The sequence below is a fragment of the Hyphomonas atlantica corrig. genome (genome assembly GCF_000682715.1).
Taxonomy (GTDB): domain Bacteria; phylum Pseudomonadota; class Alphaproteobacteria; order Caulobacterales; family Hyphomonadaceae; genus Hyphomonas; species Hyphomonas atlantica.
Map to the genome: position 1 here is coordinate 61,036 of NZ_AWFH01000012.1, position 26,429 is coordinate 87,464.

At 57.6% G+C, this 26,429-nt stretch carries 18 protein-coding genes and 1 tRNA gene; 14 read left to right on the forward strand and 5 right to left on the reverse strand.

From position 1 onward, the window contains the following. The first annotated feature begins 131 nt into the window (after positions 1-131). Positions 132-608 carry an REP-associated tyrosine transposase gene (locus tag HY36_RS07675; protein WP_035550776.1) on the forward strand — a complete coding sequence of 159 codons (477 nt, stop codon included), beginning with the start codon at positions 132-134 and terminating at the stop codon, positions 606-608. A 35-nt stretch (positions 609-643) separates the two neighbouring features. Here the strand turns inward: HY36_RS07675 and HY36_RS18350 are convergent, their stop codons facing one another. Then, positions 644-802 (reverse strand): hypothetical protein, encoded by a 159-nt coding sequence (locus tag HY36_RS18350; protein WP_155841790.1) that lies wholly within the window; start codon positions 800-802, stop codon positions 644-646. Positions 803-1,021: 219 nt separating this feature from the next. Here HY36_RS18350 and HY36_RS07680 point away from each other — a divergent pair, with 219 nt between their 5' ends. Further along, a complete protein-coding gene (locus tag HY36_RS07680; RefSeq protein WP_155841792.1) occupies positions 1,022-2,350 on the forward strand; it encodes a hypothetical protein in 1,329 nt (442 codons plus the stop codon). Positions 2,351-2,422: 72 nt separating this feature from the next. Then, positions 2,423-3,052, forward strand: a complete 630-nt coding sequence (locus HY36_RS07685) for a hypothetical protein (protein WP_035550780.1) — start codon at positions 2,423-2,425, stop codon at positions 3,050-3,052. 82 nt (positions 3,053-3,134) lie between these two features. Here HY36_RS07685 and HY36_RS07690 read toward each other — a convergent pair whose 3' ends face one another. Continuing rightward, entirely contained in the window at positions 3,135-4,733 is a 1,599-nt protein-coding gene (locus HY36_RS07690) for a diguanylate cyclase (protein WP_035550783.1), read from the reverse strand. Positions 4,734-4,841: 108 nt separating this feature from the next. Continuing rightward, on the reverse strand, positions 4,842-6,839 hold the full coding sequence (gene parE / locus HY36_RS07695; RefSeq protein WP_035550785.1) for a DNA topoisomerase IV subunit B: 1,998 nt from the start codon (positions 6,837-6,839) through the stop codon (positions 4,842-4,844). A 53-nt stretch (positions 6,840-6,892) separates the two neighbouring features. On the opposite strand from parE, the gene HY36_RS07700 reads away from it, so the two are divergent. The 7 genes from HY36_RS07700 to HY36_RS07730 all read left to right on the forward strand — a co-directional run bounded on the left by HY36_RS07700 (position 6,893) and on the right by HY36_RS07730 (position 18,031). Next, positions 6,893-8,194, forward strand: coding sequence for an NADH:flavin oxidoreductase/NADH oxidase family protein (locus HY36_RS07700; RefSeq protein ID WP_035550787.1), 1,302 nt, complete (start codon positions 6,893-6,895; stop codon positions 8,192-8,194). A gap of 170 nt (positions 8,195-8,364) precedes the next feature. Next, positions 8,365-10,782 (forward strand): endopeptidase La, encoded by a 2,418-nt coding sequence (lon, locus tag HY36_RS07705; RefSeq protein WP_035550789.1) that lies wholly within the window; start codon positions 8,365-8,367, stop codon positions 10,780-10,782. A 90-nt stretch (positions 10,783-10,872) separates the two neighbouring features. After that, positions 10,873-10,948, forward strand: a tRNA-Val gene (locus HY36_RS07710). Positions 10,949-11,459: 511 nt separating this feature from the next. Beyond that, positions 11,460-14,552 carry a TonB-dependent receptor gene (locus tag HY36_RS07715; protein ID WP_081806094.1) on the forward strand — a complete coding sequence of 1,031 codons (3,093 nt, stop codon included), beginning with the start codon at positions 11,460-11,462 and terminating at the stop codon, positions 14,550-14,552. A gap of 166 nt (positions 14,553-14,718) precedes the next feature. Further along, positions 14,719-15,450: a SapC family protein gene (locus HY36_RS07720; protein WP_035551296.1), complete on the forward strand. Its 732-nt coding sequence runs from the start codon at positions 14,719-14,721 to the stop codon at positions 15,448-15,450. A 54-nt stretch (positions 15,451-15,504) separates the two neighbouring features. Further along, entirely contained in the window at positions 15,505-16,506 is a 1,002-nt protein-coding gene (locus HY36_RS07725; RefSeq protein ID WP_035550792.1) for a cupin-like domain-containing protein, read from the forward strand. A 25-nt stretch (positions 16,507-16,531) separates the two neighbouring features. Further along, positions 16,532-18,031, forward strand: coding sequence for a tryptophan halogenase family protein (locus HY36_RS07730; protein WP_035550796.1), 1,500 nt, complete (start codon positions 16,532-16,534; stop codon positions 18,029-18,031). On the opposite strand, the gene HY36_RS07735 is transcribed toward HY36_RS07730, so the two are convergent. Beyond that, a complete protein-coding gene (locus HY36_RS07735; protein ID WP_276325156.1) occupies positions 18,028-19,347 on the reverse strand; it encodes a flavin monoamine oxidase family protein in 1,320 nt (439 codons plus the stop codon). The genes HY36_RS07730 and HY36_RS07735 overlap by 4 nt on opposite strands. A 145-nt stretch (positions 19,348-19,492) precedes the next feature. On the opposite strand from HY36_RS07735, the gene HY36_RS07740 reads away from it, so the two are divergent. Continuing rightward, positions 19,493-21,238, forward strand: coding sequence for a sensor histidine kinase (locus HY36_RS07740; RefSeq protein ID WP_162175967.1), 1,746 nt, complete (start codon positions 19,493-19,495; stop codon positions 21,236-21,238). A 96-nt stretch (positions 21,239-21,334) separates the two neighbouring features. Here the strand turns inward: HY36_RS07740 and HY36_RS07745 are convergent, their stop codons facing one another. Further along, on the reverse strand, positions 21,335-22,360 hold the full coding sequence (locus HY36_RS07745) for a glycosyltransferase (RefSeq protein WP_051602617.1): 1,026 nt from the start codon (positions 22,358-22,360) through the stop codon (positions 21,335-21,337). 86 nt (positions 22,361-22,446) lie between these two features. Here HY36_RS07745 and HY36_RS07750 point away from each other — a divergent pair, with 86 nt between their 5' ends. From HY36_RS07750 to mreC, 3 genes are all read left to right on the forward strand, one after another. Continuing rightward, positions 22,447-24,222: a hypothetical protein gene (locus HY36_RS07750; protein WP_035550803.1), complete on the forward strand. Its 1,776-nt coding sequence runs from the start codon at positions 22,447-22,449 to the stop codon at positions 24,220-24,222. A gap of 255 nt (positions 24,223-24,477) precedes the next feature. Continuing rightward, entirely contained in the window at positions 24,478-25,518 is a 1,041-nt protein-coding gene (locus HY36_RS07755) for a rod shape-determining protein (protein ID WP_035550806.1), read from the forward strand. Positions 25,519-25,559: 41 nt separating this feature from the next. Continuing rightward, positions 25,560-26,429, forward strand: a complete 870-nt coding sequence (mreC, locus tag HY36_RS17775; RefSeq protein WP_051602618.1) for a rod shape-determining protein MreC — start codon at positions 25,560-25,562, stop codon at positions 26,427-26,429.

A 26,429-nucleotide genomic window follows, 5' to 3' on the forward strand; every position in this document is an offset into this window, starting at 1 on the left:
GGATTAGCAATCGGCAAGCGCCGGATGCCCGTAGGGTGGGTTGAGCGAAGCGATACCCACCACCCAATCGTGACGGCCGCCTCGAGGCGAATCCCCTTGCAACCAAGGAGAGATCGCTCAATCCTCTTGCCATGGCAGACTATCGCCGCGTCTTCGTCCCCGGGGCGACATACTTCTTCACGCTGAACCTCCAGGATAGGCGCAGCGATCTGCTTGTCCGTCATATTGGTGCGCTCCGCGAAAGCTGGAGCGATATGCGCCGGGCCTGGCCGGTCGACACGCTGGCGGCGGTCGTACTGCCAGACCATATGCATCTCGTGCTCGCCCTGCCGGAAGGGGATGCGAATTATCCGGCGCGCTTGCGCCTGTTCAAGAGCGGTTTCACCCGCCGCCTGCCGGAGGCAGAAAAGTCAACCGGCCGGAAGGGTGAGCGCCGCGTATGGCAGCGCCGATATTGGGAACACATGATTCGCGACGAGGCCGACCTCATCGCGCATGTGGACTATGTGCACAACAATCCCGTGAAGCACGGATATGCGACGTCCCCGGATCATTGGCCTTTCTCGACCTGGCACCGGCAGGGAGGCAACGGCGTCACGACTGGCTAGCCCGGCATGGTGGGTATCGCGCTGCTCAACCCACCCTACGAAGACCGCAACCCCGTAGGGTGGGTCCAAGCAAAGCGATACCCACCACCAGCTCCCCCCTCAGCCAGCGCGCCCCGCGCCAGCTCCAGATTGCCCCCAATATCCCCCACCACCGGGTTCAACTGCGCGACCAGGATTCTCAGCATTTTGCTCATATGGAGCATTTAGAGGGCTGTGATGGGAAGGTCAGGTGCAATGATAAAGCCCCGTATCGCCGTAGGGTGGGTTGAGCCAAGCGATACCCACCTAACGTCACAGATTGATATTTCGTTTTAATTAGCAAAAGAACCACGCGAGAGATTAGTGTGGATCGTTGTGCATTTTAGGATAGAATGTAGTTTCACCTAGGCGCGATGACCTTACGAAGGAATGGTATGAGTGATCCGAGAGTATCAGGCACCGTCAGGACGCTGGAGAAATTGTATCCAGGTTCTGAAGTGTCTCATTCATCATGTTCAGAGTTTGAGTTTTTGGAACGAAATCCCGAGCTAAAACTGCAAAACGGAGTAAATTTCGGAACGCTACGAAGGGATGGAAGAGTTCTACTTTGGCAACGCATCAAAAACGGAGCAGTGTTTTGGTTTGAGCTCACACGACGTGGTATTCCTCTTGGCAGTAAGGAAACGAAGGTTCTTGATGCTTTCGACAAAACGCAACGAGGCCTGTTCGCGGAACATGAAAATCGCGCTGCTCAGTCATCTTCTCGAATGGCGAGCTTTAGCGCTTTCGGAAATATCTTGGTAGCACGATACTTGCGGGGAAGAGCTGCCTCGAACTTTTGGACTCCGCAACTCATCCTATCTGAAGTTCAAAGTTTATCGCTACAAAGATATGAAGGAAGTCCCTGTACGTCGGGCATAGTTTTCACGTCCGAACCCACTATCTTCGTTAAAAAGCTAGACAAAACCCTCTACGATTTGGAAGGAGTGGATTACGAAGGAACGTTCGATGTAGACTTTTTCTCTTCTCCGCCCACTTATCGGTATGTCGATGGCAAGAATGCGTTTTATGTCGTCGATAACTCTCGTAAAATAATTGGTGTACTTCGGATTCGGTCTCCAATGTCCTACACCGTTTATGATAGGGCTGTATTCAGCCACCTTAGAAGTGTTTTCGAGCTGGAAGCTGGTCGTACTTTTGTCGCTATAAGTAACAATCAGGGGACTGTAACGGTACAGAGTCGGAACGGCCTTCAGCTTAGGTGGAAGAACTTATTTTGGTCTGTCTGCGACACTGACATCATCGTCGATTTCCTCATTGAATTTGGATTGGAAGTGCCGCTGGCTACAAAAATAGTCAGTCTACTGTTTGCGATCAGTGACATGCGTTTTGGTGCGCTGCTCCTCGTTGTCGATAGTGATTGCGCATTACCGAGGTCTGCAGGAAGCATTGGGGGAACAGACTTCTCTGCAGCCCTGAAAGAACTCTCGAAAGGCAAAACGGTGACACAGGCAATGGAGAGTAATGAGATTTTAGGTATTCTTACCTCTGACGGATTGACCACAATTAACAAAGACGGCGTCGTGTTGAGCGCCGGTGATATTATAGATTTGTCTGGGCCCGGTGAATCTAGCGTGACCGGAGGTGGTAGAACACAAGCTGCGGTAGCTGCGTCGCGGTTTGGGGTAGCTTTGAAAATCTCAGAAGACGGTCCAATCACCGTCTTTCACAAAGGGGACTGCGTAATCAAAATGCAGAGGTGAATACAGCACATCTGGGTCTTCCTCTTAACATCCCAATCCGTCTGATAAATTCCCCCTCCATACTCCATCCCCATGAACGCACAGGCTAACATTCTGGAACGTGGGCTGGAGCAGGCGGCTTTGGCGGTGCTGGGGGCGTCGGCTCTGGGGAATTTGCATCTGGAGCCGTCGCACATCGGGCGGGGGCTGGCGCAGCGGATTTCCGGGCGCCTGCGTCAGGTGGAAAGCCTTGTCCGCCGCATCCTGTTCCTCATGGCCTTGCGGCTTAATTACGTGCCTGCCCCGAAAACGGATGCCGCGCCCCGGCCAGCGGCCGCGCCCGCCCTGCCGGACGGGGTGGAGCTGGCAGAGTTTCCCCGCGTTGCCGTGCGGCGGCTGTCGCTTTTGCCTCCGAAACGGGCCTTTGGCACGGACGCGCAATTCCCTGACACGCTTCAGGCGCGCCTGCGCCCCGGCGGCCCGGTCAGCCCGGCGCGGCTGGTCCAGCGGATTGCCGCCCTGCGGCGCGTGTTCAAGGATCCGGACGGGCATGTGAAACGCCTGGCGCGGCATCTCTACCGGCTGAAATCGGCGGGGGAGCCGCGGCCCATGATCGGCCCGGCGGACAGCGCCTATCGCCTCTCGCCAGAGCTTGGCGCGCTGGCGACGCTCTTGCCCTCACAGATCCATGCCGCGCTGGATGGCTGGGACAGCTCGCCCTGATATTCGTCTGATAAGGAGATCGTCTTGCCGGCGCGCGCCCCGCGTGTCCGGCCATTCGTGCTGGCGTTCGCGGGGAAGGGGGTCAGGCGAAGGCCTGCTCGTCCACCACGAAGGGGCCAAGGTCTTCATAGAAGCAATACTGGTTGCGCCCGCGCCCCTTGGATTCGTACAGCGCCATGTCGGCGGCCTTCAGCAGCGGTTCGGTGCTCATGCAGTCAAACGGCGCGGCGGCAATTCCGATAGAGGCGCTGACCCGCACGCGATGGCCGCTGGACAGGCTGTAAGGCTCCGCCAACTGACGGTTCAGCCGCATCGCCAGGCCCTCCGCCGCCAATCTGGACGGCGCTGTCTGGCAGACGACGAAGAATTCATCGCCGCCAATGCGCGCGCACCAATCGCTTTCGCGCAAAGTGGACTGCATCCGCGCGGCAACGGCTTTGAGAACCTCGTCACCCGCGCCATGACCATACGTATCGTTGACCGCCTTGAAGCCGTCGAGATCCAGCGCCAGCACATGAACCGGGTTCCGGCTCGTGGCCTCTTCCAGGATCTTGTCCATGGCCGCGCGGAATTTCCGCACATTCGCCAGGCCCGTCAACGGATCGGTGGAGGCAAGCAATTCGGTTTCTTCCTGCCGGGTCTGCTTTTCGGTCACATCCGTCGCCGTGCCGATATAGCCAATGATCCGTCCCCGGTCATTATAATGCGGCTTTCCGGACATGGACATCTTGTAGGTCTGGCCGTCAATATCCGTGAACGTTCCAATGATATCCTTGTAGGCGCCGAATGATTGCAATGCCGCGCGAAGGATTTCCAGGTTTTCCCCGGAATACTGGATGATATCGCGATAGTCGCATCCGACAATGGTTTCCCGGCCGCCCTTCATCCGCTCCAGGAAGCTGCCTTCCGCATAAATCATGTGACCGGCAGCATCGGTTTCCCAGAAGAGATCCGCGGCAACAGAGGCGAAGTTCGACAACCGGTCCAGAGTTTGTTCCGATGTGTCGCTTTCCGCCTGCAGCCTTTCGAAAGCGCGGGAAATGGTCTGGTGAGACGGCCAGAAGATCAACAGGATTTCCGCGAACAGCATCAGGACTCCGGCCATCAGGGAGAGATCCTGAATCTGAGTCAAAGTGGCTCTCCGGCGATCAGAAACAGTTTCCCAGGTGCTGACAGCATCATTCAGCCGCCGCGCCAGAACGCCATCCGCCATCTGCTGGACCGCTTTTGCGTGACCCGCCCCATTTTCCGGCTCATCCAGCAGGCGATCGACATGCAAGAGCATGGCCTGAATCTGTTGGTTGAGCGGTTCGCTTCCCCCCGTGTAAAGATTATGCGCGAGTTTCGCAGACTGACTGCGGGAGATGAGCTTCGCATGCGATTCTTCAAACAGGCGCGCATTGGTCTGAAGCTCGTTCCGGTCTTCCAGGTCGTACGTTTCGGAATAATCGTCCGCAATGTGAGCAATTCGCTGCAGCAACATCCGCTGGCGACCGCTCATATTGATAGTGGACGCATCCTGCGCGCCCTGATGAAGCGCCTCGCGGGAAACGATATGGCTGGTCATCAGCAGGCCGAAGATCAGCGCCAAGGCAATAATATACCGCCTCCACAGCGCCTTCAGGTCTTGAGGGCTGCTCAGGTCGTTCAATCGACGAAGGGTGCGGACACCAAGAAACATGGTGACCCATATCGCAGGGTAAGGTTAAAATCAGGTGCTACCATCGGGAGAATTTCATTCCCGATGGGTAGATTTCGTTTACTTTTGGTGGGCTGGATGCCGGACTTGCTAGATATCCAGCTCTTCCACGAACGCGGCATTTTCCTGAATGAAGCGAAACCGCAATTCGGCTTTCTTGCCCATCAGCGTGTTGATCAGTTCCTCGGCCGGAACCTCCACATCGTCGATCGCTTCCAGAGTCACCCGGGCCAGCGTCCGCGTCGCCGGGTTCATCGTGGTCTCTTTCAACTGACCGGGATTCATCTCTCCCAAACCCTTGAAGCGCGTCATGTCGACTTTTTGATTGGGCTTGAAGTTTTCCTTCATTTTTTGCGCCCGGTCGGCATCATCCATCGCGTAGACGATCGTGCCTTTGTTGGAGAGCTTGTAGAGCGGAGGCATCGCAAGGAACAAACGCCCACTTTCGATCAGGCCCGGAGTCATCCGGTAGAAGAAAGTGATAAGCAGGCTGGCAATATGCGCGCCGTCGACGTCCGCATCGGTCATGATGATGATGCGGTCATAGCGCAGGTCATCCATGTCGAATTTCTTGCCCAGTTGGGTGCCGAGCGCGAGGGAGAGGTCGTTGATCTCCTGATTGTTCATCATCTTGTCGAGCGAGGCGCTTTCGACATTCAGGATTTTTCCGCGCAGAGGCAGGATGGCCTGGGATTTCCGGTCGCGTGCTTGCTTCGCAGAGCCGCCAGCGGAATCCCCCTCGACGAGGAAGAGTTCCGTGCCTTCTGGTCCCTTGTCGGAACAATCGGCCAGCTTGCCTGGCAGGCGGAGTTTCTTGGTCGCGGACTTGCGTGAGATCTCTTTTTGCTTGCGGCGGCGCTGGCGTTCCTCGGCACGCTCAACCGCCCAGCTCAGCAGCTTGTCGGCTTCTTTCGGGCTGCCGGCCAGCCAGTGATCAAACCGGTCGCGCACAGAGTTTTCGACAAGGCGGAAGGCCGCTGTGGTCGAGAGCTTGTCCTTGGTTTGGCCGACAAATTCCGGCCCCTTGATGAAGACCGAAAGGAGCAGGCCAGAATGGCCCATAATGTCCTCGGCGGTAATCTCGGACGCCTTCTTGTTTCCCGTCAGCTCACCGAAATTGCGCAGGCCTTTGGTGATCGCTGCGCGGAAACCCGCTTCATGCGTTCCGCCATCCGGGGTCGGAATAGTATTACAGTAGGATCGTGAAAAACCGTCAGATTCGCCGAAACCGGCGCGCGTCCAGGCAATTGCCCATTCGACCTTGCCTTCGCCGCCCTGGTCTACAAGACCGGTGAAGGCCGCATCGGTGATCGTGGCCTTGTCCTTGAAGACTTCGTCCAGTTGATCAGCCAATCCGTTCGGATAGGAGAGGGTGGCCTCGGCCGGAACTTTGGAGTCCTCGGGCAGCAAAGCCGGATCACAGCTCCAGCGAACTTCGACGCCGCGATAGAGATAGGCTTTCGAGCGGGCCATCTGGAACAGGCGGGCCGGGCGGAAACGCATTTTTTCGCCGAATATCTGGAAGTCCGGCTTGAACTTCACCGCGGTGCCACGACGGTTCGGAGCGGTGCCGACCTTTTTCAGCTTGTCCTGCGGAATGCCGCGAGAGAATGTCTGCCGGTACAGAACCTTGTCGCGGGCAACTTCAACCTCGACCAGTTCGGACAGCGCGTTCACCACGGAAATACCCACCCCGTGCAGGCCGCCTGCGGTTTCATACGCCTTGTCAGAGAATTTACCACCCGCGTGGAGTGTCGTCATGATCACTTCCAGCGCGGACTTTTTCGGAAATTTCGGGTGTGGATCCACCGGAATGCCCCGTCCATTGTCAGTGACGGTGATGAAGCCTTCGGCGTCGAGCTTGATCTCGATCCGGCTTGCATGGCCGGCGACGGCCTCGTCCATGGAATTGTCCAGCACTTCGGCGAACAAATGGTGATAGGCGCGCTCATCCGTGCCGCCGATATACATGCCCGGACGTTTGCGGACAGGTTCGAGGCCTTCGAGGACCTCGATATCCTTGGCGGAATAGCCGGTACTTTCTGTACTCATTTGATCAAACAGCTTTGCTTGCTTGGCGGCTGCCATATGATGTCTCCGATAAGGGCGGGCGACTCAAAGTCGATATGGGAGCACATACAATGACGGCCTCGATTAATACCGCGTTAACCCTGGAGAGTGGGCTTACATTCCCCAATCGGCTTGTGAAAGCGGCCATGACAGAGGGACTCGCAGATCCTCGCAACCGGGTAACTGAAGCTCATCTGACATTGTATCGCCGCTGGGCGGAAGGTCGGATAGGCGGAATGATCACCGGAAACGTCCAGATTGACCGCAATCATCTCGAACGTGCCGGGAATGTGGTCATTGATGGCAAGCCGTCAAATGAAGAGATGGATATGTTTTCCCGTTGGGCCGAGGCGGGCAAATCCCACGGTGCAGCGATGATCATGCAGGTCAGTCATGCTGGCCGCCAGACTCCGAAACTGATCAATCGGCGTCCGGCAGCGCCGAGCCCGGTGCCGCTTGGCCTGCCTGGCGGCCAGTTCGGTCAGCCGCGAGCCATGACGAGCGAAGAGATTCGCGGCGTCATTGAGGGTTTCGGCAATGCGGCCAATGTGGCGAAGAAGACTGGCTTTGATGGCATTCAGGTTCACGCGGCGCATGGCTATCTGCTCTCTTCCTTCCTGTCGCCGCTCGCAAACCAGAGACAGGACGAATATGGCGGCCCCCTGGAGAATCGGGCGCGATTGCTGGTTCAATGCGTGGAAGAAGCGCGAATCGTCGGCGGACCCGGCTTCTCGGTCTCGGTGAAGCTGAACTCAGCCGATTTCCAGAAAGGTGGCTTCAGCTTTGAAGACTGCCTGGCCGTGATCGACATTCTGAACGATCTGGGCGTGGATTTCGTCGAGATTTCGGGGGGCAATTACGAGCAGCCGCGCATGATGGATACTGAAGGACTGGAGCCGGTTTTCGAACAAGGTATCAGCGAGTCGACGCGAAAGCGTGAAGCCTACTTCCTGAAGTATGCGAAAGCTGTTCAGGAGCGCAGCCGGTTACCGCTGATGGTGACGGGCGGATTCCGCACGACAGAGGCGATGAATTCTGCGCTTGCAGAAGGGGAGGCGGACCTGATCGGGATCGGTCGTCCGCTATGCGTAGATACGGATACGCCGAGAAAACTGCTGTCGGGAGAGATCAGCGAGACAGATCGTTGGGAAAACCAGCTGCGCCTTGGGCCGGGAATTCTTTCGCCAACATCTCCCATCAAGTTCGTCAAGATGTTGAACGGGTTTGGCGCAATTGGCTGGTACTATGAACAATTGCGTCGACTCGGTGCGGGAGACGCGCCCAAGCCAAAGCTCGGTTTGTTCACGGCCTTCCTGGCAAATCAGAAGAATGAAAAGCGTACGGAATCCGCCCGAAAGGCTGCAACCCCCTGATTGCACAGGCTTTCCACAATTGAGAGGGTTTCCTGCGCATTGCGACGCTTGAACCTCAAGGGCGCGAACGCCACATCTGGTACAATGCCCGACTCCTGCCATCATGGTATGAGAGGGTTTATTCGAGCTGCCGCCAGCCGGGGCTCAATTTGAAGAAGGAGGCATTGTATATGCCAGGCATAAAAAACCTTCCGGTGTTGCCGCTTCGGGACATCGTCGTGTTCCCAGACATGGTCGCCCCCCTCTTTGTGGGGCGAGACAAGTCTGTTCGGGCTCTCGAAATGATCGAAGAGGCCGACAATGAAATCATGCTGGTTGCCCAGCGAGATGCTGCGATTGACGACCCGGACGCCGATGACGTGCATTCGGTCGGAACGATCGCGACGATTCTGCAATTGCTGAAATTGCCCGACGGCACAGTGAAAGTGCTCGTTGAGGGCAAGACTCGTGCGCGCCTGAATCAACTATTCGATCGCGGCGAGTATTTCGAAGCCGAGATTGAAACGCTGGAAGAAGCTGACGGCGCCGATGGCGACGTGCAGGCGCTGATGCGTGCGGTGCAGGAGCAGTTTGAGAATTACGTCAAACTGAACCGCAAGATCCCGCCGGAATCTGTCACCACGATTGCTGCTCTGACAGAGCCGGGACGTCTTGCTGATGCAGTCGCGTCAAACCTGTCTGTCAAACTCTCCGAGAAGCAGGAATTGCTCGAACTTCCAGAGGCGAAAGATCGTCTTGAGAAGGTCTTCGCCCTCATGGAAGGCGAAATGGGCATGCTGCAAATGGAGCGGAAGATCAAAAACCGCGTGAAGCGGCAGATGGAGAAGACCCAGCGCGAATATTACCTGAATGAGCAGATGAAGGCGATCCAGCGCGAGCTGGGTGAGCAAGGCGGAGACGGCGGCGAGCGCGATGAGCTGGCCGAACTCGACCAGAAGATTGCCGACGCACCCCTGTCTGAAGAGGCTCGCACCAAGGCTGAAGCCGAGATCAAGAAGCTGCGCCAGATGTCGCCAATGTCGGCGGAATCCACGGTCGTGCGGAACTATCTCGAATGGCTCCTCGCCCTGCCTTGGGGCACGCGCAAGGATATCCAGACCAATCTGGGCAAGGCCGAGCAACAGCTCGATGATGACCATTATGGTCTCGACAAGGTGAAAGAGCGGATCCTGGAATATCTCGCCGTGCAAAAGCGTACTGGCAAGATGAAGGGTCCGATCCTCTGCCTCGTTGGCCCTCCCGGTGTTGGCAAGACCTCGCTCGGCCGCTCCATCGCAGAAGCAACAGGGCGCGACTTCGTGCGCGTGTCGCTTGGTGGCGTGCGGGATGAAAGCGAGATTCGCGGCCACCGCCGGACCTATATCGGCTCTATGCCGGGACGGATCATCCAGTCTCTGAAGAAGACGAAGACGGGCAATCCGCTCTTCCTGCTCGACGAGATCGACAAAATGGGCATGGACCATCGCGGTGATCCGGCATCTGCCCTGCTGGAAGTGCTGGACCCTGAGCAGAACTCCACGTTCAACGACCATTATCTGGAAGTCGATTACGACCTTTCAGACGTGATGTTCGTGACGACGGCGAACTCGCTCAACATGCCTCAGCCGCTTCTGGACCGGATGGAGATCATCCGCATCGCCGGCTACACGGAAGACGAAAAGGTGGAGATCACCAAGCGTCACCTCATCCCGCAGGTTCGTGAAGATCACGGCCTGAAGGAAGGGGAGTGGGTGGTTGAAGAGGCGGCAATTCGCGACCTCGTTCGCTACTACACGCGAGAGGCCGGTGTGCGCAGCCTGAAGCGGGAAATCGCGCGTCTGGCTCGCAAAGCCGTTCGGAACCTGGCGGACAAGGAAGGCGAAACCCTCACGGTCACGTCTGACAATCTCGCCGAATTCGCTGGCGTGCGGAAATTCCGTTATGGCCTTGCCGACGAGACGGATCAGCTGGGCGCTGTCACGGGTCTTGCCTGGACAGAAACCGGCGGCGACCTGCTCACCATCGAAGCCGTGAAGATGCCGGGACGCGGCAACATGAAGGTCACGGGTAACCTCCGCGACGTCATGAAAGAGTCGATCCAGGCGGCCAGCTCGCTCGTGCGCTCACGCTCTGTGATGCTGGGCATCAAGCCGACCGTGTTCAATACGACGGACATCCACGTCCACGTGCCGGATGGCGCAACGCCAAAGGATGGTCCATCCGCCGGTATCGCCATGACCACGGCCATCGTCTCCTTGCTCACCGGAAACCCGGTGGACCGGGAAGTTGCCATGACCGGCGAAGTGTCCCTGCGCGGACGCGTTCTGCCGATTGGCGGCCTGAAGGAGAAGCTGCTTGCAGCGCTTCGCGGTGGCATCAAGACGGTTCTGATCCCGGAAGAGAACGAGAAAGATCTCGAAGACATTCCGGAGAATGTGAAGACCGGCCTGAAGATCGTGCCCGTGTCGGACATCAATGAAGTGCTGGAGATTGCCCTGACACGTCCACTGTCGCCGATTGAATGGTCGGAAGCGGATGAGGCGGCCCTGCAGGCTTCCCTGGCTGGCCAGAGTGGCGTTCAGGCGACCGATCCGGCGCGTCCGCACTAAGGCAAGTATCCCACAAATTGCAGGCGGCCGTTCAAACACTGAATGGCCGTCTTGCTTTTTTTCTCAAGGCCGTGCATTGGAGCGGGATTGGGGCGGTTAGCTCAGTTGGTAGAGCATCTCGTTTACACCGAGAGGGTCAGCGGTTCGAGCCCGTTACCGCCCACCATTTTCCCCTTGATGATCTACGTTCCTGAAGGCGACTAATCGCAAAGAACAGGCTCGTGTGTCGATTGAGCGGGCATTCGATTTGACCTGGCCTGCAAACTGGAATCCGGTGCGTCTGGCGTCGCCGAGACGTGGAATTTGGTCTGCGATTCTGGTGAGACGTTTCCACTTCGCGCCGAGAAAGTGTGGCGAAAATGCCAACCTTGTCATTATTTTTTCAAATTGCGGTTTGTGAAAAGTTTTCAAAGCTCACAGGTTTCTGCGCGCCGAATTGCTCCAAGTCCCGATAAACACAGGTAAAATCGAGTAAAAATCAGGGTGAAAACGGTTTCATTGCGCAAATGGGTCAATTTAAAAATTACGTTTTTTCAATGATGCCCACTTGATAGCGCAAACATTTGGTGATGGATTGGCTCTCGGGTAGGCCGGAATGCCGTCGTATTCTGCCTGGCCGAGACAAGCATTGAAGACTGGCACCTGATTTTGAGTCGCCTGTCTCAGGGAGGATTGTAATGACTGTTTCCACGGACAAGCTCCGTGCAGCTTCTGCACGGAAAGTAAAATGGGGTACGCTGCTGTGCGGCGCGTCCGCGGTGTCTCTTCTGTCGGCCATGCCAATGGCAGCGCACGCTCAAGAGGCGGCTGAAGAGACCCTTACGCAAGATGTTGTGGTCGTGCAGGGGATCCGCGGATCGCTCGAGCGCGCCATGGATATCAAGCGCGACTCGAATGGTGTCGTTGACGCCATTTCTGCCGAAGACATCGGCAAATTCCCGGACACGAACCTGGCTGAATCGCTTCAGCGCATCACCGGCGTGTCCATCAACCGCGTAAACGGTGAAGGGTCTGAGATCACCGTTCGTGGTTTCGGCCCAGGCTTCAACCTGGTCACCCTGAACGGCCGCACCATGCCAACCGCCAAGGTTCGCGCGATCGGTGCGCGCGGCAACTATGGCTCCGGTGGTGATCGCGCGTTCGACTTCTCGAACCTCGCCTCCGAAGGCGTCAACGGACTGGAAGTCTACAAGACGGGTCAGGCCGTTCTGCCATCAGGTGGCCTCGGCGCGACCGTCAACATCAAGACACGGACGCCATTTGACGATCCAGGTCTGAACGCTTCTTTCTCGGCCAAGGCAATCAACGATACGAGTGTTGAATCTGGTGATGATTTCACGCCAGAGCTTTCCGGCCTCGCAAGCTGGACCGACGATTCTGATCGGTTTGGTATCGGCGTCTTTGGTTCTTACTCCAAGCGCGATTCCGCCGCGCCATCCCAACAGGTCAATGACTGGTTGGTCTTCGACCCGGCAGTTGACGGATCGTTTGAAGATTCCGGCTATGTCCGGGGTGACGGATCCACGCAGATCACCAACGCGCCAAAGGATGGCCAGCTCTACGCCATTCCTCAGGACAGCCGCTACGACCTCTCGGAAATTTCCCGTGAGCGGATCAACGGCCAACTGGTCCTGCAATTCCGTCCGATCGACAATCTGACACTGACGGGTGATTACACCTTTGCGAAAACGGAAGCAGAAGAGCTTCGTTACGAGCAGACAAACTGGTTCGCCACGCCGTTCGATCAGATCATTTTTGACAATGATGGCCCGGTTGCCAGCGCTGTGTTCCTTCAGGAAAACAACAATGGTTCCAAGGACATCGGCTTTGAGCAAACCAATCGTGCGGTCAAGGACGAGCTGAACTCCTTCGGCTTCAATGCTGAGTGGGAACTCTCTGATCGTGGCACGCTGATCTTTGACGCGCACAGCTCGAAATCTGAATCCGGTGGCAACAACCCGCTGGGCCACGCGACAACCTTCGTGTCGATGGGTGCGCCCGTTATCCTTCAGCACTCTGTTGATTACCGTAGCGGTTCGCCAATCCAGTCCTACACAATTGACGATTCCGTGCGCGGAAACGGCAATGGCGTTCTGGACGTAGGTGATCTTGGTACGCAGGTTCAGCGGAGCAACTCCGCGAACATGCAACACGAGGTCGACGAAATTGACCTGCGCTATGTCTGGGAATTCGACAACAGCAGCCTGACGGTTGGTGGTAACTACCGTGATAGCACGATGGATCGCTGGACCTTCACGACCCAGCAGGACCTCGGTTCCTGGGGTATTTCCAACCCTGGCGACGTTGAGCAATTTGCCCCAGGTGTCATGGAACAGTACTGCCTGTCCTGCGTCTTCGATGACGTGAAAGTTGGTCAGGGTGATATTGCGTTCAAAGGCGATGCAGCGAAACTGTTCCCGCTTCTGGCGGCTGCCTATCCAGGTGGAACTCTTTCCACCACCGAGTCGCTCGACACGGTCACAGAGGAAATCAAGTCCCTCTACGCTCAGTTCCAGATGGAGAGCGAATTCTTCGGTCGCCCGGCCCGTATGAATGCCGGTATCCGTTATGAGGAGACCGAGGTTGAGTCCGTGGCAGACCAATCGCGTCCTGTGGACGTGCTCTGGACAGCGGATAACGACTTCCAAATCCTGACCAGCGATTCAAGCAGCCTCAGCGGATCCGGTTCCTACGATCATTTGCTCCCGAACTTCGACTTCCAGGTCGACGTGACGGACAATATCGTTGCACGGACGTCGTTCAGCACAACCATTGGCCGGACAGCCTACACCAACCTGTTCGCATCCACTGAAGTGAACGCGCCAAACCGTCCATCCGCACTTGGTGGTCAGGTTACAGCGAAGCTGAACAACCCGGAATTGGCACCGCTGGAGTCCAACAACTTCGATATCTCGCTCGAATGGTACTATGATGATGCGAGCTATCTGTCGGTTGGTTACTTCGACAAGAAGGTGAAGAACTTCATTGGTAACTCGTCCTATGACGGAAACCTGTTCGACCTTCGCGACCCGGCCTCCGGTGAAGCAGGTACGCGCTCCGGCGATGCTCTCGACATCATCGCGGATCTTGGCATCGACCAATCCGAAGCAAACCTGTTCTCGCTGGTTGCCCTGATCGACGCGAATGGTGGTGACGTTGCTGCCGCTCGTACCGAGTTCGAAGGGCTCCTGGTTGGCGGTGCGCTTCCGCAAAGCGAAGTTGACCGTATCCTCGGTGCCTATGACGTTGTGTCCGACGCAAATGATCCTGAACTGGTCTTCGCGATCTCGCAGCTCATCAACAACAATGAAGGCAATATCGACGGTATCGAGATCGCCTGGCAGCACTTCTTCGGTGAAACCGGCTTCGGCGTTCAAGCCAATTACACCATGGTCAACGGTGATGTTGGACTGGACCCAGGCTCCAACCCGTACGAAGAGCAGTTCGCTCTGCTGGGTCTGTCCGACACGGCAAACCTTACGGCGATCTACGAGAAGTACGGCTTCTCCGCTCGTCTGGCCTATAATTGGCGCGATACGTTCCTGAACGAATCGAATGCCGGTGGTGATCGGTCCGGTATCTATGTTGAAGACTTCGGGCAGTATGACCTGAACATCAGCTACGACATCAATGAGCAGCTGGCTGTGTCCTTCGAAGGCATCAACCTGACCGGCGAAGACCAGCGGATTTATCACCGCGTGCCGGAACAGGTCTACTATGTCTATGAGCTGTCACCGCGCTACCAGCTCGGCGTGCGCTACAAGTTCTAATCGGAAACGATTTGGACAAGACGTGAAACCTTCAGGAAAGGCCGCTGCTTGCAGCGGCCTTTTTTGCCCCCGCTTGTCCGGGGCAGGGGATTGTTTCATCATGCAGGAAAAGTGCGGGCCCGAACCAGGCGAGGCGTCGACCGCACGCAGCATTCAAGGGCGGTTCATGGCCAACACGGCACTTCTGAATAATATCGATCATGCGGATCTGAAAATCGTCACGCGCCGCGGCGCCGAGTTTGGCGACAGTGTGAATCAGGTGGCGGTTTACCCCACCGAGTTTTCGGAGCTTCAGCGCGACTACCCCATCTTTTTCCGCAAGGATGAAGCCGGCAATTATTTCTGTGTCGTCCTCATGGGGCTCGACAAGGGCGAAAATCTGTTTCTGGCCGGCGACCGCTGGAATGCGAATTATGTTCCGGCACTGCTGCAGCGCGGCCCGTTTCTGATCGGCTTTCAGGACCAGAATGTCGATGGGAAAGTCCGCCGCGAGCCGGTGATCCATGTCGATCTGGACAATCCGCGTGTCAGCAAGACGGAGGGCGAGCCGCTTTTTCTGGCACAGGGCGGCAATGCGCCGTATCTGCAACATGTCAGCCAGGTCCTGCGCGTGATTGCCATCGGGGACGAAATGACCAAACCGATGTTCGAGGCATTTGATCAGGCGGGTCTGATAGAGCCAGTCTCGCTGGATCTGAAGCTCGACGACCATACTGAATACAAGGTGCCGGATCTGTTCACGCTGAGCGAAGAGCGTCTCGCTGCGCTGGAGGGCGAGATGCTGGAGCGGCTGCACAAGGGTGGCTTTCTGCGCGCGGCATATCTGGTGCTGGCATCGCTGAGCAATGTGAACCGTTTGATCAACATGAAGAACGCCAAACGATCTGCCGCAGGCTGATCGACCAGGAGGAGCCGCGTGTCCGCACTGGACATTCCCCGCAAGACAAAAGTAATGGAAGGCGTCGCGCCAGACGCCATTCCGTATGCGCAATTGATGCGGGATCAGGAACCGGTCATCCTCAAGGACGTGGCGCGCGACTGGCCCCTGGTGCAGCACGGGTTGAAGTCGCCAGACGCCGCGATGGACTATATTGCGCGCTTCTATCAGGGGCGCCCGATTGTCGAGTATCGCTGCGCACCGGGGGAAGGCGGGCGATATTTCTATACTGACGCGGTTGATGGTTTCAATTTCGAGCGGGGGCGTGTGCCGCTGGACGAATTCTTCACACACATTCGCGAGGCGATGGCCAAACGTACGGGCGCATCTGCCTATGTCGGCTCAACCGATCTCGGTATTTTCTTTCCGGGCCTCAGAGATGAGAATGATCTTGTCCTGAATGACGCAATGTTTGATTCGCACGCGCCGCTGGTCAGCATATGGATGGGCAATCACACGATCGCCTCGGCGCACTATGACATGTCGCACAATCTTGCCTGCTGCATGGTTGGCAAGCGGACATTCACCCTGTTTCCCCCGGATCAGGTCGCGAATTTGTATCCGGGCCCGCTGGAGCCGACGCCCGGTGGGCAGGTCGTCAGCATGGTCGACTTCCGCGAGCCGGATCTTGATCGCTACCCCCGGTTTCGTCAGGCCATGGCGGCCGGGCAAGTCGCAGAGCTGGAGCCGGGAGATGTCCTCTTTTATCCGGCCCTCTGGTGGCACAATGTCGAGGGTTTTGGCGACTTCACGGCCATGATCAATTATTGGTGGAACACATCGCCAAGTTTCGTGGACACGCCGCAGAATACGCTTTTGCACGCCATGCTGAGCCTGCGGGATCGTCCCGACCCTGAGAAGCAGGCCTGGAAGGCGCTGTTTGATTACTACATTTTCGGGCCGTCTGATCGCCCCGCTGAACATTTGCCGGAAGCCGCGCAGGGCAATCTGGCCCCGATGGACGAAGTAAGAGCCCGTCGCCTGCGCGCGATGCTTCTGAACAAACTCAACCGTTAGCGCCATAAAGAGGCCGGAGGTTCATGTGAGTACGCAACAGGTAAAAAGAGTCGTTATCGCTGGGGGAGGTACGGCTGGCTGGATCGCCGCCGCCGCATTGTCCCGCATGCTGGGGCCTTTGCTCGACATTACATTGGTGGAATCAGACGCCATCGGCACGGTGGGTGTGGGAGAGGCGACCATCCCCACCCACCGAACCTTCCATCATCTGCTGGGAATAGATGAGCGAGAGTTCATGCGCGCCACCAAGGCGACCTTCAAGCTGGGCATTGCGTTTGAGAATTGGGGCGGCGTCGGGGATCGCTACATCCACTCCTTCGGCCAGGTCGGCAAGCCGAGCTGGATGGGCGAGTTCTACAATATCTGGATGTATGCGCAGGAGCGCGGCATTGGCGATGCGCTCGACGCTTATTGCTTTGAATTGCAGGCTGCCGAAGAGGATCGTTTCTATACGTCTGAAAAGGCCAACATCAATTTCGCCTATCATCTGGATGCGAGCCTGTATGCGAAATTCCTGCGCACATTCAGCGAAGCCAAGGGTGTAAAGCGCGTTGAGGGTTTGATCGACACGGTCGAGCAGGATGGTGAAAGCGGGTTCATCACTGCGCTGAAGCTTCAGTCAGGTGAGCGGATAGAGGGTGACCTCTTCATCGATTGCACCGGCTTTCGTGGCCTGCTGATCGAACAGACTTTGAAGACCGGCTATGAAGACTGGACGCATTGGCTGCCGACGGACAGTGCGCTGGCGGTTCAGACGCGCTCGGTCGGTCCGGCCATTCCCTATACGCGCGCCATCGCGCACCATGCGGGCTGGCAGTGGCGCATTCCGCTTCAGCATCGTGTCGGAAACGGGCTCGTCTTCTGCAGCGAGAACATGCAGCCGGACGAGGCTCAGGAATTCCTTCTGAACAATGTCGACGGGGAGCCGCTCACTGAGCCGCGCCTGATCCGGTACAAGACCGGCCGCCGCCGCAAGGTGTGGAACAAGAATTGTGTTGCCCTTGGCCTGTCGAGTGGATTTGTGGAGCCGCTTGAATCGACCAGCATCCATCTGATCCAGATTGGCGCGACGCGACTAGTGCAGCAATTCCCGTTTTCCGGGATCAGCGAAGCCATCGCCAACCATTATAATGAGCAGGCAGAGCGTGAACTGGAGAAGATCCGGGATTTCATCGTCCTGCACTACAAGCTGACCGAGCGCGACGATTCTGATTTCTGGCGCGCGCGCCGCGATATGCCTGTACCGGACACACTGTCCCAGCGCATTGCCCTGTTCCGGGAGAATGGACTCGTCTATCAGGCGTCGGATGATTTGTTCCGTGTGGATTCCTGGCTACAGGTCATGATGGGCCAGCGCCTGAAGCCGAAGGGGTACCACCATATGGGGCATATGATGACCGACGATCAACTGACCCGCGCGCTGGGCGGATTAAAGGCCAGCATCGCGCAGGCGGTTTCCAAATTGCCCAAGCATCAGGATTTCATCGACACCTATTGCGCGGCGCCGGAAACCGAGACCGCCTAGGCAGTCTCCTTGTCAGCCGTTTGGGGCAGGGCTTCGGATTCTTGCGGAGCCTTGGACAATTCTGTCAGCATGTCCCGCACCATGCCCTGGGACTGCTCGACAATGCTGCAGACCAGCTCGTGGGAAAAGCTGGACCCGCTGAACCAGGTACGCTTGTTGCCCTGAACCCGCCGTAGTGCGCCGAATAGGCCGTCGCGCACGGCCTCGGCCTTGTATTGCGGGAAATATTGCCAGACTTTCTGCTGGATAACGCTTTCGATCGTGAAACCATGTTTCTGCGCGTCCGCCTCCAGGATCTCGCGCAGTTCTGCCGGGGTCAGCCCGGTTGAGAACTGCCCGGTCACATAGAGCCGCCCGCCAAGTTCTTCGCTCTCGCCTTCCCGTCGCCCTCCGAGGATGGCGCCCTTGCGGCTGGAATCCATGCTCGCCTCTGAGTACCCGATGATCATGTACCCATCGAACCAATCCGGCGATGTGAGCAGCGTTGTCGTATAGTTCTGCCACTCAATGCCTTCGCAGATAAACATCTCGTCGCGCGTTGCGGCGCAGAACTTCACGAAATTCTGCATCGGCACTGTAGAGACTACGGCATCGAATGCTTCGCTTTTGCCGCCGGCGGTCACGATGGGCTTTGGCCCGGATCGGTCGAGATGGGTGACCGGGCTGCCGAGACGCACATCCTTGTCCTCGGCAAACCGGGTCCAGAACTCGGTCCAGCCCTGATCCGGCATGTGCATGTCATTCAGGACGCCGGACAGCAGATAGTTGAGATCGCACCATTGTACGGTCTGCCCGATCGTCGCCTCATCCGTGAAGCCATAGCCTTGGGTTGTCTGGATGCGATGCGAGGCAAGGTCGATCTTCGGCAGGCCAAGCCGCTTGACCCATTCGGCCGTCGTCATTGAGGCTTCGGCGCGCACATCCGGGTCATCCGGGCGATTTCGGATGTCCCGGCGCAGGCGACCGGCGGCCCGAATGAATTTCAACGCCTGGAAGGCGAGGGGCGGCCCGTCCCCCTGTTTGACGTAATCGACCACCTTGACGCCGTCATATCGCGCTTCGCCGAGCCGGGTCAGCGTGATGCCAACCTGCTTCATCCATTTCTTCACAAGCTTGTGGGAGCGCGTGGTGTAGCAGGTGCCCATCTCGTTCATGGCATCGCCGCGCACAACAGAGAAGGACTTGCCGCCGAGCCGATCTTCAGCCTCAAAGACTACCGCTTCGTGTCCGGCCTGTTGAATGAAATGGGCTGTGCTCAATCCGCCCGGACCGGCACCAATGACAGCAATCCTCAAAGGCGATTTTGGGCGGGACACAGGCGCGGCACTCTCTTCTACTGGAACGCACGCTACAGAATCCAAGACCGACTATGCAACCATTCTGTGTAACCTATTGTGGTTAATCCTCCCGTTAACGACAAGTTTCCACAGTCTTGCAATACCGCACCGACTCGCGAGCGGAATGTTCACTTCGCCCATGTATAGCGGTGTCATGGCGAAGCAGAAAAAATCATTTCTGTCCTATGTGACTGGCAACACGCTGCCTCGGGGCACGGCGGTTGACCGGCTGATTCTATTGCAGCAGCACCTTGATTTCTCTCGCCATGTGCTCGTCATGGCCTTGATTATGCTCGTGAATACAGTTGGCGCCAGTTTTCTGGTGCGCCGCTGGGTTCCTGATACCAATATCGATATCTGGGTTGCGCTGAATTTGGGCCTGGCGCTTTTGCTGGTCGTGGACTTCTTGTTGAAGCGCGGGCGCTCAGCGCCGAAACAGGTAAGCGGAAAATACCTGCGTCGTTCCGAATTCCTTGCCATCCTGTTCGGTATGGCCTGGGGCTCTCTGCCCTTCTTTGTCGGCCCTGATGAAAATGCCGCCATGATCATGGGCGGCCTCATGATCACGCCTATGGCTGCCGGCATGGCAAGCATGTTGACGCGGGTTCCGCGGATCGTGCTGCGCTACGCCCTCGCTGCCTTCGCCTCCAGCGCTGCCTACAGCACCTATGCCCAGTCGGTTACCGGCGTCACCATCTGCCTGATGATGATCGTATTCATGATCGCGCTCTATCTCGGGGCCCGATCCAGTTACATGGTCTATCAGTCGGATATTGATGCCACGCTCAAGGCTGAGGAATCCCGCGACCTGCTCATCGGAGCACTCGAGGCCAGCCATCAGGCGTTTGCCATCTTCGACGAGGATGGTGATGTCATTGTCGAGAACCAGCTTCACAAGAAGGTCTTCAGTTCCAGCGAAGATTCCCTGGAGCCGGTTGAAAAGCCGATCCGCCGCGAAGGCATGTACTGGCAGAAATCCGTTCAACACATTCCGAATGTCGGCACCGTTGTCGTGTACGCAGATGTGACACGCATCGAAGAGGCCCGTTCGGAAATCGAACATGCCCGAAATGAAGCGGAAGCGGCGAACGAAGCCAAGACGCGTTTCCTGGGTTCCATGAGCGCCGAGCTGAAAGTGCCTCTGGACGTCATCTCTGCTTGTGCGGGTGTGATCGGGTCTTCGTCAAACATTCCGTGTAGCGAAGAAGAGGTCAGCTCCTACGCTGACAAGATCGGCGAGCAGGCTGTGATCCTGTCATCCACTCTCGACGGGATCATCAACTACACCCGGATGGAGCGTGAGGACTATCTCGCCCATGCATCTGAAGTGTCCGTGACGCAATCCATTCAGAATGTCGTCCGCAAGCTGTCTGATGTTGACAATTCCCGATTTGCAGATCGACTGAAAGTCAGTGTTCCAAACAATTTGTCAGCCGACATGGATGAGAACAGCTTTGAGATCATCCTGCGCAATGTGATCAAAAACGCGCTGGAGTCCGGCTCATCTACGCCGATTGTCGTGAAGGCTGGCATGGTCTCCGGTGTGGGCCTTGTTGTCATGGTACGTGACCGGGGCAGGGGGATGACCCAGGACGTTCTGGAAAAGGCGTTCGAACCGTTCTTCCATTCCCGTCCGGCTCACCAGAAGTTTGACCATACGGCAGGTGTCGGTCTCGGCCTCAGTGTTGCGCGCCGCCTGGCGGATGCGCAGGGTCTGCGGATCAAGCTGCGGTCTGAACCTGGTCGCGGCACGACAGCCTTCATCACTATTCCGGAAACGCTGGTTCGCCGCGCTCCGAAAGACGACGCCGAGACATCGCCTGATGCAGCAGAGGTCAGTGCCGCCGAGCTGCGCCAGAATATGGGCTAATTCGTAAGCAGTGTTTAGGTTGAGCATGGGAGATTGCGGCGCTCAGCGTCTCAAATCTGCGTGGACCTTCTGCTCACTTTCTGAAACATGAAAGACTCAAGTGCCGGTCTTGCGAGACAGGTCCTGAAGATAGGTTGCCGGGTCATCCTCTGTTCGCTGCATGCGTCCCCCAATGCCGCCTTCGCCTCTGGCGGGGGCAATGGAAAGATAATGGATCCGCTTTTGCTCAATGCGTGACCGGGCCAGCGAGTCCAGAATAACCCCTGCTGTGAATGACATCATCGCGCCGAGCGTGAGCGTCATGGCCAGCATCCAGGTCGGCATGCGGCTGACAAGGCCTGTCTCAAAATATTCGACGAGAATTGGCAGGCTGAGCAGTGTCGCCGTGCCGAACAAGACCGCCGAAACGGCACTGAAGAAAACGAAGGGCTTTGTTTCCTTCATCAGCATGCCCATCATGCGGAGAATGCGGAATCCGTCACGAAAGGTTGAGAGCTTGCTTTCGGATCCCTCGACGCGCCGGCCATAATCGAACTCGATCTCCGAGACCGGCAGCCGCAGGCTGGACGCATGGACCGACATTTCTGTCTCGATCTCGAATCCTGGGGAAGAGGCGGGGAAGCTTTTCGCAAAACGACGCGTGAAGGCGCGATAACCGGAGAAAATGTCCGTGAACTCGCTGCCGAACAGGGCGCGATAGATCTTGTTGAAAAGACGATTGCCGAAAGCGTGACCGTTCCGGCCAGCGTCTTCGGTCACGTTCCGTCGTGTGCCGACGACCATGTCGGCACGATCGGCCAGAAGTGTGTCGATCATGCGCGGCGCAGCGGACGGATCGTATGTGCCATCGCCATCGGCCATGATGTAAACATCCGCTTCAATATCGGCGAACATCTGACGAACCACATTGCCCTTGCCCTGACGACGGGAGGGAACGACGGTGGCGCCCGCAAATGCGGCTTGCGAGGATGTGTCGTCGCTGGAATTGTTGTCATAGACATAAATCCGCGCAGACGGCAGCGCCTTGCGAAAGCCGATCACGACGGACGCGATAGATTTGCCTTCATTGTAACAGGGCAGGAGCACAGCGATGTTCAGGCGGGGCAGATCAGTATCGGTCATCAGTCTCTCGCGCCTCCCTCTTTAGCGTTTCCTATACTCCCACAGGTTAAGTTTGCCTTTCGGGAGCGCAGCCGCGGAGGGAGCACATGACGTTTCGGTTCGACGCCAGACTTGTTCTGTTGTTCCTTTTGGTGCCTGCCTGCCTGATACTGAGCAGTGTTGTTCAGGCGAAATTCGGCGGCATCGGACCGGATGGCGACGACATAATGCGACTCGTTCAGATACAGGATCTGTTGAATGGACAGGCCTGGTTTGACCTCCAGCAATACCGAATGGGACCGGAGGGCGGCACCGCCATGCACTGGTCGCGGCTTGTGGATCTGCCGATTCTGTTGCTGTTCCACCTGTTCAACATATTCCTGCCATCAGAGACCGCGCTCGTTTGGGCCTATACGGTCTGGCCGCCCTTGAGCGTACTGCTTCTGCTGGCCGGGCTCTACATAGGCGCGCGGCATCTGGGCGGCAAAGGCGGCGCGCTGGCGTGCCTCTTGTTAAGCGCCTTCATTTTCTCCACCCATTACCGGTTCATGCCGGGGGCAATTGATCATCATAATCTTCAACTTGGCCTGCTGGCCCTGGCATTGGGCTGTGCTGTTGACCCTTCCAGGCGTCCGACACGTCTGGCGCTGGCTGGCCTTGCGGTTGCCGCGTCCGTGGCGATTGGAGGCGAAGTCTATGTTTTTGTTGGCATAATCTGCGGAATTGTGGCGCTGGATTGGGCGATCTCGGGCGAGGCTGCACGGCGCGGTGCGATGGGGTTTGGCGCTGGATTGGCGGCGGGGCTGGAGCTCGCTTTCTTTGCGACGGTGGCACCTTCGAATTATGCCGTCGTGGCTTGTGACGCGCTTTCATCCGTCAGCCTGCTTGCCGGACTGGCAGGGGGGCTCGGCCTTGTTCTGGCCGCGCTTCTGGCGTCTGAGCGGGGATTGGGCGTACGCATGGCGGCGCTGCTATGTATTGGCGCGGCAAGCGCTGCTGTTCTGCTGCTGGTGGGGCCGCAATGCCTGTCGAACCCGCTGTCTGATCTGTCGCCTGAGGTGAAGACGCTCTGGCTGGACCGCATTGATGAGGCGCGGCCCCTGTTCGCGGAACGTCCCGGCAGGGTTGCGAAAATCGGCTTCATGCTGGGCATCGCATTGCTGGCGCTGGGCCTCAGCCTGTACGGCGCGTACCGGGGGAAGCGCCTGCGGGCGAATCTCCTCTTCGCCGCGCTCTTGGTTTCGGCATTGTTGATGTCGGTCTATCAGGTTCGGTTTGCGGGCTTTGGGCATGTGTTTGCCATCATTCCGCTCAGTCTCTGGGTTGCAGACACTTACCGTGATGGAAAGGCACGCAATCCTTCCAGCGTCGCCTATATTGGCGCGCTGGCGCTTAGTTTGCCCTTCTTGTGGGCTGTTCCGGGCCTGATTCTGTCGCCAAAGTCGGCCACGGCCAATGATAGCAACAAATCAGCCTGTCTTGATGACAGCCTGTTCGAGCGGTTGAACGCGCTGGAAACGGCACGAATACTGGCGCCGACAGACTTTGCGCCCCGTATTCTGAACCGGACCGACCACAGTGTGCTGCAGGGCAATTATCACCGCAATCATGACGGCATCGCGCTTGCGCTGGACATCCTGATGTCACCGCCCGGTGAAACCGAGGCTCTGCTGTCAGAAGGCGGGATCGATTACATTGTGCTTTGCGAGGCAGATGGCGAAAACAAACTGCTTGCCGAACGCGCACCAGGCGGACTCGCGGCGCGGCTGACCTCCGAACACATGCCTGACTATCTCGTTCCCGTTGATGAAAAAGCGTCACCGAGACTTTATCGCGTGCGCGCTGAGCCGGAATCGTCTTCAGAAGATGACGAGCTTTCTTAAGCGGCGTCCATACATTGTTAATAATTGATGTACGGTCCGTTCCGTTTGTCCGTAGGCTTGACGGCGAATGTCATCCAAAATTCCAGTAAATACAGCACAAAGCAGGCGCGTGAACGCTGCGTACCGCTCATCTGTTCGGTGTCTCTTGCATTAAAGGCGCGTTAACGGCACATGTTGTATGGGGCTGTGTATAGAATTTGCACATGCGCGCCGGATTCTCATGTCCGGCCGCTCAAGAAAGAGCTCGGGTACGACATGATTGGTAGCCTCCTCGGCATGCTGTCCACGGACATGGCCATTGACCTCGGGACAGCGAACACGCTGGTCTATGTGAAGGGGCAGGGCGTCAAGCTCGATGAGCCCTCAGTCGTTGCTTACATGACTCAGGGCGGCCGCAAGATTGTCTATGCGGTCGGAGAGCAAGCCAAGAACATGCTCGGCAAGACGCCGGTGAACATGGAAGCCATCCGCCCCATGCGCGATGGCGTGATTGCTGATTTCGAAGTCGCCGAGGAAATGATCAAGCACTTCATCCGGAAGGTTCACAACCGCCGGGCGTTCGTGTCTCCCCTCATCATCATCTGCGTGCCAAGCTCCGCCACCAGCGTTGAGCGCCGCGCCATTCACCAGTCGGCCCTCGCCGCCGGTGCCCGCGAAGTGCAGTTGATCGAAGAACCCATGGCCGCAGCAATCGGCGCTGGCCTGCCGATTGATGATCCGGCGGGCTCAATGGTCGTGGATATTGGGGGCGGCACGTCCGAAGTGGCGGTGCTGTCGCTGGGTGGCATTGTGTATTCGCGTTCAGTCCGCGTCGGCGGCGACAAGATGGATCAGGCCATCGTCAACTATCTGCGCCGCGAGCAGAAGATCCTGATCGGTGAAATGTCCGCTGAACGCATCAAGAAGGAAATCGGCACGGCCATGCCACCGGAGAATGGCACCGGCATGGCGCTGACCGTGCGCGGTCGCGGAACACTGGATGGTGTGCCGAAAGAGACCGAAATCACCGAAGCCATGATCGCCGAAGCGCTGCGCGAGCCCGTGACGGACATCATTGATGCTGTTAAGATCGCGCTCGAAGCCATGCCGCCTGAACTGGCCGCCGACATTGTGGATCGCGGCATTGTTCTGACGGGCGGTGGCGCCTTGCTGCGCAATCTAGACACGGTCATCCGCGAGCAGGCTCAGTTGCCGGTAATGATCGCCGATGATCCGCTGAAATGTGTTGTGAATGGCTGCGGGCACGTGCTCGAGAATTTCACGAAGATGCGTACGGTGCTTTCACCGGAAGTCTGACATCATGAGCAGACAGGGGTAACACGCAAAGGGACAGGCCAATGGCGCGCCTCGGCCGATCAGCAACGAAGAGTCAGAAACGCTCTCCCAAGCGTCTGATCCTCGGCGTGTTCATTTTTGCTGCCGCTGCCCTTGTTCTTGCGCAATCTGCCCCGCAAATCCGTTCCATGTTCAATCCTGTCCGCACAACGGTTGGCGACCAGTTTGGCGGCAATGAGGGGATGAATGTCTGGGCCTGGGTCACCGGTCAGGCCAAGCGCGAGCGCCGCATCAAGGAACTCGAAGCCGAGGTGCGAAACCTGTCGCGCTACAAGGCTGCCGCCATTTCAATGGCTGAGCGGCTTGAGGCCTATGAAGAGATCCTGAATTTGATGGGAGAGCCGCCCGCGCGCGGCGTAACGGCCCGCGTCACCGCAGAGAATGACGGGCCCTTCGCGCAGACAATTCTGGCCAATGCCGGCCGGGCGCAAGGCGTTGAGCCGGGTGCGGTCGCGCTGAATGAAGGCGGCCTTGTCGGCAGGGTGATCCAGCTTGGCGAATATTCTTCCCGTATCCTGTTGATCACGGACTTCAACAGCCGTGTGCCTGTGATGGGCGAAGTCAGCGGTGTGCGCGCCATTCTCTATGGTGGCCGGGATGGCCTTGGCAGCCTGACGGATTTGCCGGAAAGAGACGCCTTCGTCGAAGGCGAACGTATTCTGACTTCAGCCGAGGGCGGAGCATTCCCGCGCGGTCTGGTGGTGGGAGAGGTGCGCAAGTCCGGGGATGACTGGCGTGTGAAATTCTCAATGGCAGAGCGCGACGGAGGATACGTCCAGATGATCCCGCCGCCGGAGATCGTGAAACCGATGGCGCTTCCGGTGGAGGAGGTCGAGCCAGCGGCCAGCCCGACACAGGGAGCGCGCCAATAG

Coding starts and splice junctions, on each gene's coding strand:
- HY36_RS07675 (WP_035550776.1), top strand. CDS start 132: ATGGCAGACTATCGCCGCGTCTTCGTCCCCGGGGCGACATACTTCTTC.
- HY36_RS18350 (WP_155841790.1), bottom strand. CDS start 802: ATGAGCAAAATGCTGAGAATCCTGGTCGCGCAGTTGAACCCGGTGGTG.
- HY36_RS07680 (WP_155841792.1), top strand. CDS start 1,022: ATGAGTGATCCGAGAGTATCAGGCACCGTCAGGACGCTGGAGAAATTG.
- HY36_RS07685 (WP_035550780.1), top strand. CDS start 2,423: ATGAACGCACAGGCTAACATTCTGGAACGTGGGCTGGAGCAGGCGGCT.
- HY36_RS07690 (WP_035550783.1), bottom strand. CDS start 4,733: ATGTTTCTTGGTGTCCGCACCCTTCGTCGATTGAACGACCTGAGCAGC.
- parE (WP_035550785.1), bottom strand. CDS start 6,839: ATGGCAGCCGCCAAGCAAGCAAAGCTGTTTGATCAAATGAGTACAGAA.
- HY36_RS07700 (WP_035550787.1), top strand. CDS start 6,893: ATGACGGCCTCGATTAATACCGCGTTAACCCTGGAGAGTGGGCTTACA.
- lon (WP_035550789.1), top strand. CDS start 8,365: ATGCCAGGCATAAAAAACCTTCCGGTGTTGCCGCTTCGGGACATCGTC.
- HY36_RS07715 (WP_081806094.1), top strand. CDS start 11,460: ATGACTGTTTCCACGGACAAGCTCCGTGCAGCTTCTGCACGGAAAGTA.
- HY36_RS07720 (WP_035551296.1), top strand. CDS start 14,719: ATGGCCAACACGGCACTTCTGAATAATATCGATCATGCGGATCTGAAA.
- HY36_RS07725 (WP_035550792.1), top strand. CDS start 15,505: ATGGAAGGCGTCGCGCCAGACGCCATTCCGTATGCGCAATTGATGCGG.
- HY36_RS07740 (WP_162175967.1), top strand. CDS start 19,493: ATGTTCACTTCGCCCATGTATAGCGGTGTCATGGCGAAGCAGAAAAAA.
- HY36_RS07745 (WP_051602617.1), bottom strand. CDS start 22,360: ATGACCGATACTGATCTGCCCCGCCTGAACATCGCTGTGCTCCTGCCC.
- HY36_RS07750 (WP_035550803.1), top strand. CDS start 22,447: ATGACGTTTCGGTTCGACGCCAGACTTGTTCTGTTGTTCCTTTTGGTG.
- HY36_RS07755 (WP_035550806.1), top strand. CDS start 24,478: ATGATTGGTAGCCTCCTCGGCATGCTGTCCACGGACATGGCCATTGAC.
- mreC (WP_051602618.1), top strand. CDS start 25,560: ATGGCGCGCCTCGGCCGATCAGCAACGAAGAGTCAGAAACGCTCTCCC.